Below are 15453 nucleotides of genomic sequence, written 5' to 3'. Positions count from 1 at the left end.
GTGAGGTTCTACGGAGATTATAAAAATCATAGCAGGAAGGCCAGGATCATAGCCTGGCTGATGGACCTGATCCTGGCTCCTGTCTATCGGATCCTCAGCCAGCACTTTCTGACAGGTGCTTTCGCGGATAGAAAGTCCGATGCTCATGAAAAGATAGAAAAGATCCTTCTGGTCAGGCTGGATCATATCGGTGATCTTTTAATGGCGACTCCTGCCATTGCCGCTCTCCGAAAGAAGTTTCCGGAGGCGCGCATTGATCTTCTGGGAGGGGAAAGTGCGAAGGCCATTTTCAAGGGAAATCCTTACATCGATCATGTCTATACGTTCGATGCCACCTGGTATGACCCCAGAAGGGGAGGGGAGATCTGGCCCGTTGACGTGGCCGGAACTGTTCTCAGGCTGAGAAGGATCGGGTACGATGTTGCAGTGGACTTAAGGGGAGACTTTCGCGTCATCTTCCTCTTCCTCTGGCTCGCAGGGGCAAGAAGGAGAATCGGCTTCAGGGATCTCGGGCTCGGCTTTCTCCTGACCGATTCCACCGGATATGATCTCGAAAAACCTTACATGGATATCAACTTCGATGCACTCTCGCTTCTCGGGATCGACCGGTCGGATAGAAGAACCAGGTTCTATGTTCCCGCCGAAGATGAAGCGTTCGTCGACTCACTTCTCGCCGCAAACGGCATTAAATGGGAAGACCATCTAATTGGGATCAATCCAACGACAAACAGGGTAGAACAGAGATGGCATGAAAGTAAGTTTGCGGAGCTTTGCGATCGCCTGATTGAAACCTTTGGCGTTAAGGTCATCTTCGTCGCTGCCGGTTCAGATTCCGCAGTCGTGGAACTCGTGCGGAAAGAGATGAAACGTAGATCAATCGATCTCTCCGGGAAAATCGATCTCAACCAGCTCGGAGCCCTGTTGAAGAAGTGCATCCTTTATATCGCAAACGATTCTGGTCCGATGCATCTATCCATTTCTCTGGGAACGCCGACCATTGGAATCTTCGGGACGACGAGCGTGAAAAGGTCGTGGCCTTATGGTTCTGAATCTCCTTTCTTCAAGGCAATATCGGCCGAAGTCGATTGTCCTCGCCCATGCTACCGGAATGACTGCGAGGATAGGAAATGCTTCGACCTCATCACTGTTGATCAGGTCTATCAATCAGCCTGCGGAATGCTGAAGAGAATGGCGGAGAAATGGTAGAGAGCAGGAAATTGGATCTCGTATCTGTAATCGTCATCACCTGGAACAGTGAGAAGTTTATCGAAGAGTGTCTTTCTTCCGTTTTCAAACAGAGCTACCCGCAGATCGAGGTCATAGTTACGGATAACGGCTCAGGCGATTCAACCACTCAGATCATCAGGAGCAGATTTCAATCGGTCATCTTGATAGAAAACAAACAGAATCTTGGATACTGCAAGGCGAACAACATCGCTCTGAAAAGTGCGAAGGGAACTTATCTCCTGTTTCTGAATAGCGATGTGATCCTCGAAAACGATTACATTGAGAAGTGCATAGATGGGTTCAAAACGGATAGCAAAATAGGCATGATCACCGGGAAGATCCTGAGGTTTGACCGGATCACCATCGATTCGACAGGGCAGTTCCTTACAAGGAGCAGGAAGACTAAAGAACGGGGATACGGAAGCCGTGATGACGGGCGCTTCGACATTGAAGGAAGAGTATTTTCCGTTTGCGGGGCGTCTGCATTTTATAGGAGAAGGATGATAGAAGATATTTCTTACGCTGATGGAGAGCTTTTCGATGAGGATTTCTTCTCTTTCCATGAGGATATTGACGTGGGATGGAGGGGCAACCTTCATGGCTGGAATGGGTATTACATTCCAGATGCCATTGCTTACCATTATCGTGGTGGAACGGCAGGTAGCTTATTCTGGCGCAGATATTTTCAGATTGCCGCGAGGCCTTCTGAGATAAAATATCATATCGTGAAGAACCGCTATCTGAGCATATTGAAGAACGACTCCCTGGGCTCTTACCTGAGAGATCTGCCCTTCATACTTTCGAGAGATCTCATCGTCTTTACCTATCTCTTGTTTTCATCGCCGGGAGTCCTTGCCCTCTTATTCAAGAACAGGAAGCTCTTTCGCAAAGCCATGGAGAAGAGATCGTCTATGGTCAAAGGGAGATTGGCCGCATGAAAGATTTATGTCTTCCTGAAGCAGGAAGTCTATGATGCAATATCTTCTCTACGTTGCAACTTTCTTTCTGGCGCTCCTCTTCTCGCTTTATCTGACCCCGGTCTTCAGGAAGGCGGCCATTAAATTCAACATCGTGGATAGACCGGATGGCAGGCTCAAGAATCATGCCGAGCCAACCCCCTATCTCGGAGGATTGAGCATCTATGTCTCGTTCCTCCTTGCTCTCTCGCTTACATTCGATTTCAGCAAAGAGGTTCTCGGGACGCTCCTGGCGGGCTCCATCATCCTTATCCTTGGACTCATCGACGACTTCGGCGTACTCGGTCCATGGGCGAAGCTCGCTGGCCAGTCTCTGGCAGCAGTCGTCCTCATCAAATCATCGATCTTCATCAAGCTAACGTTCATTCCATTCTGGCTTGCCATCCCGCTAACCTTCTTATGGCTCATTGCCATCACCAATGCCTTCAACCTGGTGGACATCATGGATGGGCTCTCTGCCGGTATTGCCTTCATCTCGACAGTCTTTCTCTTTGCCGTGGCCTGGATGAACGAGAGGGTCATGATCGCCATGCTCCTCTCGGCGCTGGCGGGAAGTATTCTCGGTTTCCTTAAATACAATTTTCATCCGGCGAGGATCTACATGGGGGATGCAGGAAGCCTCTTCATCGGCCTCACAATAGGCTCGCTTGCCATGATCAACTCTTACACAATCAACAACCGTGTGGCTTCCATCGTTCCTATAATCATTCTCGGTGTTCCGATTTTTGACATGCTCTTCGTAATGTACGTCAGGTGGAGAAGGGGGCTCCCGATCATGACCGGCAGCCCCGACCATTTTGCGCTGCGCCTTAGAAAGTGGAGGCTTTCGACCCGAGGAACCGTCGTTCTCAGTTACCTGATTGCCGCTTTCTTCGGGCTCATGGGAATATTGATTGTCTTGTCCGGCTATTTCTGGGCTTATGTTTTCCTTGGTATCATCCTTCTATCAGCACTGGTCTCTGCCATATGGCTCAAGAAGATCGATATGAGTCTTTGAATGGAAAGTTATTCTTAAGCAGGTTATATGATCCTTATAATTGGCGCCGGTCTGGCAGGGTTAAGCGCCGCCTATCATATCAAAGACGGAGATTACATCATCGTGGAGAAAGAATCTGAAGCAGGCGGCCTCTGTCGGAGCATGAAGGTGGGAGGCTTCACATTCGATTATGCCGGCCATCTCCTTCATATCAATGACCCTTATTTCTCTTCATTCATTACGGAGGTGTTTCCCGGCGTATTTACAGGGCATGAGAGAAGATCGTTCATATATTCGAAAGGAGTTTACACACCATATCCCTTCCAGATAAATACATTTGGTCTTCCGAGGGATGCAGTCTTTGAATGCCTGTACGGCTTCGTTAAAGCCAGAATCTGTGAGAGGAATGGATTTTCCAGTATGACCACGGGAGAGAGATATAAGAAGAATAAAGGAAGAAATGCAGAGAAAAATGTGAAAGAGATAAAGAAGGCAAGAAAAGCAAGGGAAGCAAAAGAGGCGAAAGAAGAGACAGAAGCAGAGCGAGAAGAAGAGCTATCCTTTAAAAGATGGATATTGAAAAAATTCGGTGTTGGGTTCGCAAACCATTTTCTCTTCCCCTTCAATGAAAAGATGTACTGCCGGAACCTTGAGGAACTCTCCTCGGAATGGACTAATTGGTCCATTCCAGTTCCGTCTCTTCAGGATGTCATGGCAGGAGCCATTGGCATCAAGAAGACGAGTGTTGGATACAATAAGACTTTTCTCTATCCGGTATCTGGGGGGATAGAGGTCCTGGCCAATCGATTGGCTTCAAAATGCAGGAACCTTCTGCTCGACTCGGAGATTGATTCCATAGATCTTCTAAAGAAAGAGGCTCATCTCAGAAACGGTGGTTTCATAAGATATGGTACCTTGATCTCGACGATCCCTCTGGACGGATTGCTGTCAATCTCCAGAAACATTCCTGAAGAGATCGCCGGATTTGGGAAGCATCTCAAGTATGTAAAAGTTATGAACATAAACATAGGCTTTGAAGGAAAGTTGAAGAACGATTTTCACTGGATCTATTTTCCTGAATGCAATCTGCCGTTTTATAGGGTGGGATTTCCTACTAATTTCTCGAAAGGAGTGGCACCGGAAGGTTACTCGAGTCTCTATGCAGAAGTCTCATTGAGAGGCGAAGAAACGCCGGATATGGAAAGCATGACAGAAGAGCTTCTTGAAGCTCTCATCAGATTGAAGATTATTGAAAATGAAAAAAAGATCGTGGTGCGGGATGTCAATATGCTGGACCCTGCCTATGTTGTATTCGATTTCTTCAGAAAGAATAACATAGAGAAGATCGCAACAGCTCTGGAGAAGATGGATGTAATAACGGCAGGCCGTTTTGGAGGATGGGACTATCTTCCCATGGAAGGAGCTTTCCTTGCAGGCCAACGTGCAGCCAGCGTCGTGCTAAAATCCCGATGAAAACAAAATGATCGAAGCGATCCGATGCGATACATATTATGAGAATTAGAATCTGCCATATCATAACGAAACTCGAGCTGGGCGGAGCACAGCAGAACACCCTTTATACTGTCTCACATCTTGATAAAAGGAGATTCGATCCTGTCTTGATCTGCGGAACAGGAGGAATTCTGGATGAGGAAGCCAGGAAGCTGGAAGGTGTACGAGTCTATTTTCTTCCTTCCCTTGTACGCAGCGTGAATCCTATCAAAGACCCGAAGGTGCTGTTAGAGATACAAGCCATTCTGAAGAGGGAAGCTCCGGACATCGTTCACACACACAGCAGCAAGGCGGGGATTCTCGGGAGATGGGGGGCCTTCCTTGCAGATGTACCGGTCATCATCCATAGTATCCATGGGTTCGGATTCCACAATGAGCAGAGCTTCTTGAAGAGAAACCTTTTCATCGTCTTAGAGAGAATGACCTCGAAGATTACGACTAAGTTCATCGCCGTTTCGAGCGACAACATTAAGACCGGAAAACTTCTTGGGATTCTATCAGATGGGCAAACCGTATTGATCAGGAGTGGAATCAAGCTTGCTGATTTCTGTCATTCTAATTCTGATGATGGGATGAGGCTCAGGCAGCGGTCAGGGATCCCGTCTGAAGCACCCCTCGTGGGAATGGCCAGCTGCTTCAAGCCCCAGAAATCCCCTGTCGATTTCGTGAATATCGCTGCGCAGTTGATAAAGCAGGTGAAGGATGCTTACTTCCTGATGGCCGGTGATGGTGAGCTAAGGTTCGAGATAGAAGAAGAGATCAAGAAAAATTCATTGGAAGGAAGAATCCTTTTGCTAGGGTGGAACCGCGATATGCCGTCTTTCATGAGGGCCATTGACGTCCTGGTTCTGACGTCTTTATGGGAGGGCCTCCCGAGAGTCATCCCGGAGGCCTTTGCATCGGGGAAACCAGTCGTGGCGACGGCCGTTGATGGTGCAAAGGATGTCATCCAGGATGGGAAGAACGGCTTCCTCTTGGCTCCGCATGATATAAATGGCTTTGCATCCCGCATCGCCATGCTGCTGAAAAATAAGGATCTTTCCAGGAGGTTTGCAAAAGAGGGAAAGAAGATGCTCGATGATTTCGACATCGATATGATGGTCAGAAAGCAAGAGGATCTTTATCTTTCTCTCACTTCACGCGCCGCATGATCTCAATTCCTTTCGATCCGGTATCTCCTCATCAGGATTTGGAGCTCTTGCCCCTTCGCGCCAAGGCTTGTTCAGCGACACATCTATACCGCTCGGCTTGGTCGCGCATGCACGCACTCCCTATTCATTGCGTGTGCGAAGTGTAGTTCAGGGGCTAAGCGTTCCATAAAACTAAGGAGACTCATCATGAGTTGTTAATTGTCTATCGATTGTCAGATATGTATAATTGCCAATGGAAGTTTGAAGCTGTTTAGAATGGTGGATAAGCAAGGGATGAACGAACGGGCGATAGAGATTAAAAATCTTTACAAGTCCTTCAAGTTCCATCTTTCTCTTAGAACCTTTCGGATCATCAAGGATCTTTCGCTTGAAGCGGATCGAGGGGAAATATACGGCTTCATCGGACCGAACGGAGCAGGAAAGACCACAACGATCAAGCTCATCATGGGACTGATCTTCCCCGACCGGGGGAACATCAGGATCTTAGGGCAGAGCCCTTACGATAGAAAGACTCGAGCGAGGATAGGCTTCCTTCCTGAGAATCCTTGTTTCTACGAATACCTGACCGGCCGTGAATTCCTTGATTTTTACGGGCGACTCCTCGGGATACCGTCCGCGGAGAGAAAGGGGAGATCGGAGGAGTTGATCGCACTCGTTGGATTAAGCGGGAAGGAAGATCTGCAGCTAAGAAAATATTCAAGGGGAATGATCCAGAGGCTCGGATTTGCTCAGGTCCTCCTCAACGATCCGGAGCTTCTCATCCTCGATGAGCCTATGTCCTCTCTCGATCCGATCGGGAGGCGCGAACTGCGCGACATCATCATAGATCTCAGGAGAAAAGGGAAGACTATCTTCTTCTCATCCCACATCCTTCAGGATGCCGAGATGATCTGTGACCGCGTCGGGATCATAAAAGATGGCGAGATCAGGCTTCAGGGAAAACTGAGTGAACTTCTGTCGGCGAAGATCAAATTCTGGGATGTCGCATGCTCTAATTTCGATCCTGAAAGCGCTCCAATCAAGAAACATATCCTCTCAAGCAAGGATGGGGAACGCCTCGTAAGGATCTATTCCGAAATGGAGCTGAACCTCTTTATCGAAGAGCTCGGGAAGAGTGGAGGTCATGTAATATCCATCCTTCCGCAGAGAGAAACCCTTGAAGATCTCTTCATGCGCAAGGTCGGCGAGAAGGCCTGAAGGGCAAGGAAAATCAGATGGTGGAGCGAAGCAATTGCCAGCCCTGGAAATATCTGAAAGCCGAATGACAGGGTCTTTAGCAGGGCAAAGATCTGACATCCGGATGGAGGAGTTGTCAGTCGGAGGATAGAGTTGAGAAAGGTTTATGCCATTGCGATCAACACGTTCCGCGAAGCAGTGCGTGATCGCATCCTCTATCTGCTCCTCATCTTTGCGATCCTCATAATGTCGACCGCGCGTGTCGTCTCGCTCCTCACCATTGGAAGCGAAGAGAAAATAGTCAAGGATGTTGGGCTTGCTGCCATCAACATATTCAGCGTCCTGATCGGCATCTTCGTGGGAGTTGGACTCGTCTTCAAGGAGATAGAAAAGAAGACCATCTACACCATCGTCACGAAGCCGATCGAGAGATACCAGTTTATCGTCGGCAAATATTTCGGTCTCACCATGACCGTCTTCATCAATCTCGTTATCATGGCTGTTATTTTCTATATGGTGCTTGCCATCCAGAGTTACTTCGACCCTGATCTCGGTAAGGCCATCTTGCTGACCTTCGTCGAGATCCTTGTGGTAACGGCGATCGCCATCCTTTTTTCGAGCTTCTCGACTCCTATTCTGAGTTCCGTCTTCACCATTTCCCTATACGTAATAGGGCATCTCTCCTGGAGCTTTCTCCTTCTCAAGAACTACGTCGATGTAGCCTGGGGGAAACGGCTGTGCGACTTCTTCTACTACGTCGTGCCAAATCTTGAATACTTCAACATCAGGAGCGAAGTCGTCCATGGAATACCCCTGAACGGCTGGTACATCCTATCCGCTTCAGCCTATGGCGTCGGATGGAGCCTGCTACTGATAACCCTTGCCTCGATCATCTTTCAGAGGAGAAATTTCAATTGACTTCGCGCGGGGATCTGGTATCTCTGAAAAGTTTCTCATTTGACAAAAAGAACGCAATATCTTAGACAGAGAATTTATGAAGAAAACAGTTGCAGCGGTCATTCTTGCCTTTGGCCTCGTTCTTGCGGCTTCGTCCGAATACCGGATGGAGAGGTCGCTTGAGAAGTTCCCCTTCTCATATCATCTTCTCTACCTCCCATCGGGAAAATATCTACGGATAACATCCATGGGGTTCTCATGCCTGATGGCCGATTTCATATATCTATGGTCCATCCAGTTTTACAGCAACTACGAGATCAAGGATCGATACCGATATCTGGAGCATATCTACTCGAAGATCATCCCCGATCTCGATCCGCACTATCTTGATCCCTTCCTCATCGGAGCCTTGATAATGGCTGCCGAGACGAGAGACACGGAGATGGCTCTAAGACTCCTCGATCAGGGGATAGCGCTTAACCCTGACAGATGGATCCTTGCCTATGATGCGGGGATGTACTGCTTTCAGATGAAAGATTTCTCACGGGCAGCCTATTACTTCGAGAAAGCCATGAAGGCTCCTGACGTTCACCCTTCCATCAAGAGGATGTATGCGGGAATGTTCGAGAGAATGGGGAACAGAGAGACTGCGTATGGCTACTGGCTCGAGATTTACAGGACCTCTCATGAGGACGAATACGCGAGAAACATCGCCTGGATGCATGTTCATGATCTGAAAATCGAGATCGATCTCGCGAAGATTAACGAGGCGATCGGGCAGTTTCAATCCAAACATGGGAGAAGACCCGCGCGGCTTGGCGACCTGGTTACGGCGGGGTTTCTTCCTGAGATCCCGCTGGATCCGAATGGGAAAGAATATATCTATGACAGAAAAGAAGGAATTGCAAGGCCGGCGACACAGCTCATCCTGAAGCGATGAATCGTATTAGGATCGAATATCTGGACCATTTGATGGAAGAATAGATGATCGAAAAATGCGATATGTTTTGAATATATGAATTATCCTGATTGGTTCATAATCATATTTCTCATCGCCTTCGGCGCAACGCTTGGAAGTTTCATGAACGTCTGCATCTACCGGATCCCGAAGCATCTTTCCATCGTGAAGCCCCGTTCCTTCTGTCCAGCCTGCGGAAGCCTGATCCCCTGGTATCAGAACATCCCGGTATTGAGCTACTTTCTGCTCCTCGGCAACTGCGCCAGTTGTGGTGCCAGAATATCCCCCGTCTATCCTTTCGTTGAAATCGTCGCCGCAGTAGCGACGGTCTCCCTCTATCTGGAGTTCGGGCTGGCCATCGAATTCATCGCCTACCTCCCCTTTACCCTGGCTCTCATCGTCCTCTTCTTTATCGATTACAGAGAAAAGCTCCTTCCAGATGAAATTACCATTTCGGGGATTATATTAGGTATAGGACTTTCGCCCCTCCTGAAGCACCTGGGTATCCTGAATTCCATCCTGGGTGCAGCAACAGGTTTTGTTGGTTTCTATCTGATCGCATTTATTTATGAGAGACTGACGGGGAAAGAAGGGATGGGTGGAGGAGACATCAAGATGATCACAATGGTCGGCGCTTTTCTCGGGTTGAAGGGAGTCCTTGCCACCATCTTCATCGCCAGCCTGACAGGCGCCATCGTCGGACTTCTGCTCATCATCTTCTTCCGGAAGAGTTTCAAACATGCTCTTCCGTTTGGATGCTTCATATCCATCGGCTCACTCATCTTCCTCTTCGCAGGTGAGAGACTTTTGAACTGCTACCTCTCTCTGATAGGTCTGGCTTAAGCGATATGCCCCGATTGAGTCTTAGAAGATACGAAAATCAGATAAGGATCTTCTTCATCCTCCTCGTCTTTACTCTTCTCATCATCAATATTATGAACTTCTATCTCCTCTCTTCATCCAGGAACATCCTCATCAATTCGGTTATCGAGAAAGGGAAAGCGATCAGCGCATCGGCTTTCAGGAGCCTTGTCGAAAGCGGTGCCACGCAGATCCTCACCAGTCCTGGCAAGCTTGAGTCTCCTGTATATTCCTCCTATTTGAGGCGGTGGGTCTCGAAAAGCGGACTGCTCTCAGGTAGCATCCTGAACTCGGATGGCGAGATCATCGTAAGCTCGGAGAACTTCATGCCGATGGAGGATGATCCAGATTTTCTAAAGCTCGGAGAAGTCCCTGCGAAATCCCTCAGACTGGGGATGGAGGTGCACCTGGCACCGGAAGCAGGGAGGGTCGTTTATTTATCGCCAGTTCTCTCACCTGAACGAAAAATCCTCGGGTTCCTCAAATCTGCCTATTACGATGCCGACCTTCAAAGCCAGGAGAAGCATTACAGAGTGCTCATCATCTCGCAGGCTGCCGTGATCATCATTTTGCTGGTACTCGGTATTCTCTTCGGGAGCTGGGTGGCGAAACCATTTCGCGCCCTTGAGGAAGCAGCCTCCAGGATACCGGAGACCATAAAGAAAGAATGGGGATGGGCGGATGAGCCAATTCTCGTGGAGGAGTCTTTCAAGAAGGTTCTCGAGAAGATCATGGAACAGGAGGAAACTCTTCACAGGCTTCACGGGAGTGTGGAGACCCTTGACGTCAGCGTGGAGGCCTTTGTTGAGAAAGTGGGACGGGAAATGGTGAGTGGCGTCATATATCTGGGTAGCGATGGCCGGATCATCACCATGAATCCAGAGGCTGAAAAGATCCTCGATGACAGCCTTGAAAGATTGAAGGGAAAACTTTTGCTCTCGGCAACCGCTCATATAGATGGATTATCCGATCTCATTGAGCAATCGATTGGAGAGGGAAAAAAGTTCTCAAGAGAAGTGCTGAAGTCAATGAGCCGAGACTGGAAAAGAGGGCATATTGGAGCCGCCGTGACTCCAGTCAAGGGGGAGGCCGGCAAGATTATTGGAGCCCTCTGCATACTGACTGACCTCACGGAGATCCAGAATCTCCAGGAAAGGGGGAGAGTGAGGGAGAATCTGGCTGCAGCAGGAGTGGTCTCTGCGGGGATCGCCCACGAGTTCAGGAATTCTCTCGGCGCCATCCTAGCTAATGCAAAGCTCATCATCAAGGGGAGGAGCATCGAAGAATCCGTTGAAAGCGCGAAGGCGATACTGAAGGAGGTTGAATCGTCTAAGCGGATCGTCGATGATTTTCTCTCCTATGCAAAACCGGCCAAGCTTAATCTTTCCAGGGTGGATCTGAAAAAGCTCCTGATGGATCTCAAGGATGATCTGAAGAACAATGAGCAATTTAAACCTCTTCAGATCGAGCTGCATGCTGATCCCTTGGAGATCTCGGCAGATGAAGCGCTGTTGAAGCAGGCTTTTCTCAACATCATCAGAAATTCTGCGGAGGCTTACGGTCCCTCTGGCGGAAGAGTAGAAATCGCTCTTGAAAGATCGGAGGATAAGAAGGGAAAGGTCATTTTCTATGATTATGCGGGTGGAGTCCCGGATGACCAGATTGACAGGATCTTCATTCCTTTTTTCTCTACAAAGGAGTCCGGCACAGGACTCGGTCTGGCAATAGCTCAGAAGATCATAGTGAGCCACGACGGGATTATCGAAGTAGAGAATCGGAAAGGGATCGGTCTTATCTTTAAAATAACTTTCCCATTTCTTGAGCTGAGAGCCTCCTGAAAGGGATCTTTATAGAGGAAAGTCTATGAAGAGGATCCTTCGAAGGCAAAACGGGAGAGAATCAGATACTTTTTGTAACGGAGCTTGCTGAAAAATTTGTCATAATCATGTCACTGACAATATGCAAACGCGACTACTTTTACAAGTTGTTATAAATAAATAAGATAATTAGGTTGCAATATATAATGTCCATGGCATAAATGATGCTTGATTAGGCCATGTTTTGAGAGGGGAAAAAATGGCAAGATTAAAGGATTCAAAAGGCGTTACCCTGACGGAGATGCTGGCAGTCCTCGCGATTCTCGGTATCATCGTTCTCGTCGGCTTCCCAGCCATGGGAGAGTGGATAAAGCGGGCCAGAATTAGGTCCGCCGCCGATCAGTTGACTGTTGATCTAAGAGCGGCAAGATACATAGCGGTCACGAACAGGACCACGAGAGATTTCAACATTCAGATCGACCCGCTCAATTACTACACGTACGATGATGCCAATGGAACGCAGGTGAAGATTGAGATGCCGGTTGGCGTCAGGCTGGTTTCCACGACCTCCAACCCGATCGTTTTCACATCTAACGGCGGAGTTTCAGGAGGGGAAAAGACCGTCGTCCTCGAGAACAGGATCGCCGGCGACCTGATCAACAGATACACTGTCACCGTTAATGCCATAGGCAAGATTACCGTGCAGCTTGAACAGATCACATCCTGATGGAGGGCACGATGAAACTATTAAGCGACCACAGAGGTTTCAATCTTATTGAGGTCATGATCGCTCTAGCCCTTCTGGCGGGAGTTCTGGTTTCCATCGCAGGACTCTTCACTTACGGGGCAAGGTTTGTCAAGAGCGGTCGCGAGATGACCGAAGCTCTCTCCATCGCGCAGGACATCCTCGAAGAGCTCGACAATCTCAGCTACCATCAACTCTATACTGAATTTGGCTGTTCCGAATCTGCAACATCCTGCATTGCCGATACGGAGACCAACAGCTATGCGCAGCACTGGCAAGCAGGAATAGAGTCAAAACTCAACGATGGAATGGCAACGATCACGCTCGAGCCCATCGGTGGGACGGCTTCACCGCCCACTTTCTCATCGGCGCGAGGAATAAGAATAACCGTTCTCGTGGAATGGAACGAGAACCTGCGGCATCGAGAACTGGAACTGGCCACCATGAGATTTTAACTTTGAGGAGTGATTTTCCATGAAAAAGATACTGAGCAGATTAAGAATGGTGATAAGGGGTGAAAAGGGATTGACCCTCACAGAGATCCTTGTCGCCACTACCATCTTCGTCATAGCAGCAGCCGTAGCCTTTGTGATCTACAATCTCTCTCGCGAATCCTTCAAGAAGGGAGAAATGGCGGCGGATCAGCAACAGAGCACAAGGGTTGCTTTTGATGAACTCTGTACGGACCTCCGTCTTGCAGGATACAACACGAATCCCATGGGGAGCCCGGTCCTCCCCGATGAACAGATCGAAGGAGCCTGGGACACCACCATCACTGTCAGGGGAGATTACGATCATGAGGATCCCTCGTTGAATAGTACCCCCGAGAGCTCCCTGGCCGTGACCTTCAGCACCATCACCACGGGGAACGATGAGATCGTCACGTATGCTCTTGGCAAGGAAGGCTGGACGGGAGGGAGTTCCATTAAAATCTACGCCGATGTAGCCGATTCGACACGGGATGGAACGGTCGAGGAAGTCACAATCGATCATGTGGCCCTGATGCAGGATGCCCCCCCATACGTCTTATACAAGATCACTCTTAATAACGATTATGCTACATATGGAACATCCTCCTTCATAGTCAGGCAGCCCGTTGCAGACAATATCAAATCAATGACATTCAAATACTATGACCAGAATGGTGCTCTAATGACGGCACCTGGAGGATCGGAATCGGCAAAGGATACACGGTCCACTATAAGAAGGATTGAGGTGGATCTCGTCGGCATGACCCAGCATCCTGATCCAAAGTGGGTGGACCCAGCCGATTCTGATCCGAAGACCAGACAGTACAGAAAATTCAACCTGACCTCAGACATCATTCCAAGAAATCTCGGCATGAAAGGGATTCCCGACATCGATCTAACCGCTCCGAGCACACCAACCGGAGTCGCTCTCTGTCAGGGTCACTGCGAAGGGATGATCGTGAAGTGGAACGCCAACGATCCCAACGAGATCGTCGATCATTACATGGTGAAATTCGGGACTTCCCCTGGCTCCATGGATGATGTTCGGGAAACGAGAAATACCTATATCTTCATATCCAATCTCATGACAGGCACGCTCTACTACTTTGCCGTCGCGGCGGTGGATGCTTCTGGCAACAGGAGCCAGTACAGTTCGGCAATCTCCGCAGTTGTAAAAGACGACGTCAGTCCAACTAGGACTGTTCCGGCGGCGGTAGATTCTGGCTCTGCCACCATCACCGGGCATGATCCATCCGAAGGCCTTGTAGGGAGGATCCAGCTCAGCTGGAATGCTGTCTCGCAGAATGCCGACCCCCTTGCCTGTGATCCAGGCTCCCCGACTATAAGAGATCTCAAAGGCTACAGGATATACAGAAGCACTTCCTCCTCTTACACTCCCGGACCATCCTACCTGCTGGCCGATGAAAATACCGTCCTGGCTTCAGCCAGCCCGCAATATACTGATTGGAACGTTGTCAATTGCCGTAACTATTATTACAACATCACGGCGGTGGATAAGTGTGGGAATGAAAGTGCACCGTGGGCTGCTGCCATTCAGGGAAAAGCATCGTCCGCCATCCAACCGGCGAAACCGACCAACGTGAATGCTAACAGGATAGGTCCCGATCGCATCAGGATCACCTGGACTCCCGTCACTCAGGATACCGCCACTCCTCCAAACACGATCTTCATCGACAATTACAAAATCTGGAAGGCCAGGATACCGACGGGAAGCAACCCATGGATGGCGGAATATACTTATATCGGAAATTCGAGTACCTCTGAATATATCGATACAGGGGCCGAAGGGCAGTCTGAAGACTGGGAGATATATTACAGGGTCAGCGCTCTTGACGATTGTCCCAATGAGAGCGACCTGTCAGACCCCGCTCTATCGTCATGTCCGTTTGATGGAGAGATCAGCATCGATCCTCCGGATGGAAGCGAGATGGCCACGGGGACTTATACCATCACCGTCTCCGTATCCGGAACCGACACCTATACCTCCTGCAATCTTCAGATCGTCGACCAGAACAATCAAACGGTTTACAATGAGGATAGACCGGGTTCTCCGCCATACACCTTCTCCTGGACGGTTACTATTCCAGGCAATTATTATGTGACGGCCACTGTGGAAAATTCCAGCGGCTGCATAAAGACAAAGACGGTAACCTACAATGTCGTTCCGACCGTTCCCTGTGAGATCACGGCAAGCGATCCTGTCTACAACCCGACTAAGGGGGCGAGCAAATACAACAGCATTTGGTGGAAGATCGCCAATTCAAGTGGAAAGGACCTTGAGATATTCAAACTCGTGGTCAGGCTGGCTGAGGATAGAACGCAGAAGGGAAAGAAGCTTCAGAAGATATACTATCCATGGGTGGAAGGCCTATCTTTCGATCAGCAGCCCAACGTAGTTTATAGTTCAAGCGGTGACACCTTGCCAGCCAGCGTATCATTCAACAACGACCCGAGGCCTCCTCTCCCACTCGGTGCCGAGTACACGGCTCTGAATCCTCAGAAGATGGGGCTCCTCTTCGATAAGCCTCTCATCGTTGGACAGTTGAAAGACATCGTGGAAGTCGTCTATACGTTCCGATATCATGGTGAACCTTCCCAAGGAGAATGTGATTTGAGGATCGAACCAATACCTGAATAAGAATAGCTCAATGTCATTTTATTTACA

General features: G+C 49.0%; 13 protein-coding genes. All 13 read left to right on the top strand.

All coding sequences use genetic code 11. The annotated features are described in order from the left end of the window. The 13 genes from AB1756_01475 to AB1756_01415 all read left to right on the top strand — a co-directional run bounded on the left by AB1756_01475 (position 1) and on the right by AB1756_01415 (position 15426). Complete coding sequence (locus AB1756_01475; GenBank protein ID MEW5806015.1) at positions 1–1206, top strand: glycosyltransferase family 9 protein; 1206 nt, start codon at positions 1–3, stop codon at positions 1204–1206. Next, the gene (locus AB1756_01470; GenBank protein MEW5806014.1) at positions 1200–2165 is read left to right on the top strand and encodes a glycosyltransferase family 2 protein; all 966 of its coding nucleotides are present in this window, start codon (positions 1200–1202) and stop codon (positions 2163–2165) included. The genes AB1756_01475 and AB1756_01470 overlap by 7 nt, the downstream gene beginning before the upstream one ends. A 31-nt stretch (positions 2166–2196) precedes the next feature. Further along, positions 2197–3201, top strand: coding sequence for an MraY family glycosyltransferase (locus AB1756_01465; protein MEW5806013.1), 1005 nt, complete (start codon positions 2197–2199; stop codon positions 3199–3201). Between the two features lie 27 nt (positions 3202–3228). Further along, positions 3229–4653, top strand: a complete 1425-nt coding sequence (locus AB1756_01460; GenBank protein ID MEW5806012.1) for an FAD-dependent oxidoreductase — start codon at positions 3229–3231, stop codon at positions 4651–4653. A 38-nt stretch (positions 4654–4691) separates the two neighbouring features. Then, entirely contained in the window at positions 4692–5843 is a 1152-nt protein-coding gene (locus AB1756_01455; protein ID MEW5806011.1) for a glycosyltransferase family 4 protein, read from the top strand. Positions 5844–6098: 255 nt separating this feature from the next. Next, the gene (locus AB1756_01450) at positions 6099–7040 is read left to right on the top strand and encodes an ABC transporter ATP-binding protein (GenBank protein ID MEW5806010.1); all 942 of its coding nucleotides are present in this window, start codon (positions 6099–6101) and stop codon (positions 7038–7040) included. 132 nt (positions 7041–7172) lie between these two features. Next, a complete protein-coding gene (locus tag AB1756_01445) occupies positions 7173–7937 on the top strand; it encodes an ABC transporter permease subunit (GenBank protein ID MEW5806009.1) in 765 nt (254 codons plus the stop codon). 76 nt (positions 7938–8013) lie between these two features. Continuing rightward, positions 8014–8856, top strand: coding sequence for a hypothetical protein (locus AB1756_01440; protein MEW5806008.1), 843 nt, complete (start codon positions 8014–8016; stop codon positions 8854–8856). A gap of 75 nt (positions 8857–8931) precedes the next feature. Further along, positions 8932–9717: a prepilin peptidase gene (locus tag AB1756_01435; GenBank protein ID MEW5806007.1), complete on the top strand. Its 786-nt coding sequence runs from the start codon at positions 8932–8934 to the stop codon at positions 9715–9717. A 14-nt stretch (positions 9718–9731) separates the two neighbouring features. Beyond that, positions 9732–11573, top strand: a complete 1842-nt coding sequence (locus AB1756_01430; GenBank protein MEW5806006.1) for an ATP-binding protein — start codon at positions 9732–9734, stop codon at positions 11571–11573. 238 nt (positions 11574–11811) lie between these two features. After that, positions 11812–12279, top strand: a complete 468-nt coding sequence (locus AB1756_01425) for a prepilin-type N-terminal cleavage/methylation domain-containing protein (GenBank protein MEW5806005.1) — start codon at positions 11812–11814, stop codon at positions 12277–12279. An 11-nt stretch (positions 12280–12290) separates the two neighbouring features. Next, entirely contained in the window at positions 12291–12752 is a 462-nt protein-coding gene (locus AB1756_01420) for a prepilin-type N-terminal cleavage/methylation domain-containing protein (protein MEW5806004.1), read from the top strand. A gap of 19 nt (positions 12753–12771) precedes the next feature. Continuing rightward, positions 12772–15426, top strand: a complete 2655-nt coding sequence (locus AB1756_01415; protein MEW5806003.1) for a prepilin-type N-terminal cleavage/methylation domain-containing protein — start codon at positions 12772–12774, stop codon at positions 15424–15426. The last annotated feature ends 27 nt before the right edge of the window (positions 15427–15453 follow it).

The organism is Acidobacteriota bacterium, assembly GCA_040752675.1.
Classification (GTDB): domain Bacteria; phylum Acidobacteriota; class Polarisedimenticolia; order JBFMGF01; family JBFMGF01; genus JBFMGF01.
The sequence above is the reverse complement of the archived record's forward strand: the minus strand, read 5'-3'. Positions and strand labels throughout refer to the sequence as shown.

Excerpts from the sequence above, each read along its gene's own strand:
- AB1756_01470 (MEW5806014.1), top strand. The coding sequence starts at position 1,200 with ATGGTAGAGAGCAGGAAATTGGATCTCGTATCTGTAATCGTCATCACC.
- AB1756_01465 (MEW5806013.1), top strand. The coding sequence starts at position 2,197 with ATGATGCAATATCTTCTCTACGTTGCAACTTTCTTTCTGGCGCTCCTC.
- AB1756_01460 (MEW5806012.1), top strand. The coding sequence starts at position 3,229 with ATGATCCTTATAATTGGCGCCGGTCTGGCAGGGTTAAGCGCCGCCTAT.
- AB1756_01455 (MEW5806011.1), top strand. The coding sequence starts at position 4,692 with ATGAGAATTAGAATCTGCCATATCATAACGAAACTCGAGCTGGGCGGA.
- AB1756_01450 (MEW5806010.1), top strand. The coding sequence starts at position 6,099 with ATGGTGGATAAGCAAGGGATGAACGAACGGGCGATAGAGATTAAAAAT.
- AB1756_01440 (MEW5806008.1), top strand. The coding sequence starts at position 8,014 with ATGAAGAAAACAGTTGCAGCGGTCATTCTTGCCTTTGGCCTCGTTCTT.
- AB1756_01435 (MEW5806007.1), top strand. The coding sequence starts at position 8,932 with ATGAATTATCCTGATTGGTTCATAATCATATTTCTCATCGCCTTCGGC.
- AB1756_01425 (MEW5806005.1), top strand. The coding sequence starts at position 11,812 with ATGGCAAGATTAAAGGATTCAAAAGGCGTTACCCTGACGGAGATGCTG.
- AB1756_01420 (MEW5806004.1), top strand. The coding sequence starts at position 12,291 with ATGAAACTATTAAGCGACCACAGAGGTTTCAATCTTATTGAGGTCATG.
- AB1756_01415 (MEW5806003.1), top strand. The coding sequence starts at position 12,772 with ATGAAAAAGATACTGAGCAGATTAAGAATGGTGATAAGGGGTGAAAAG.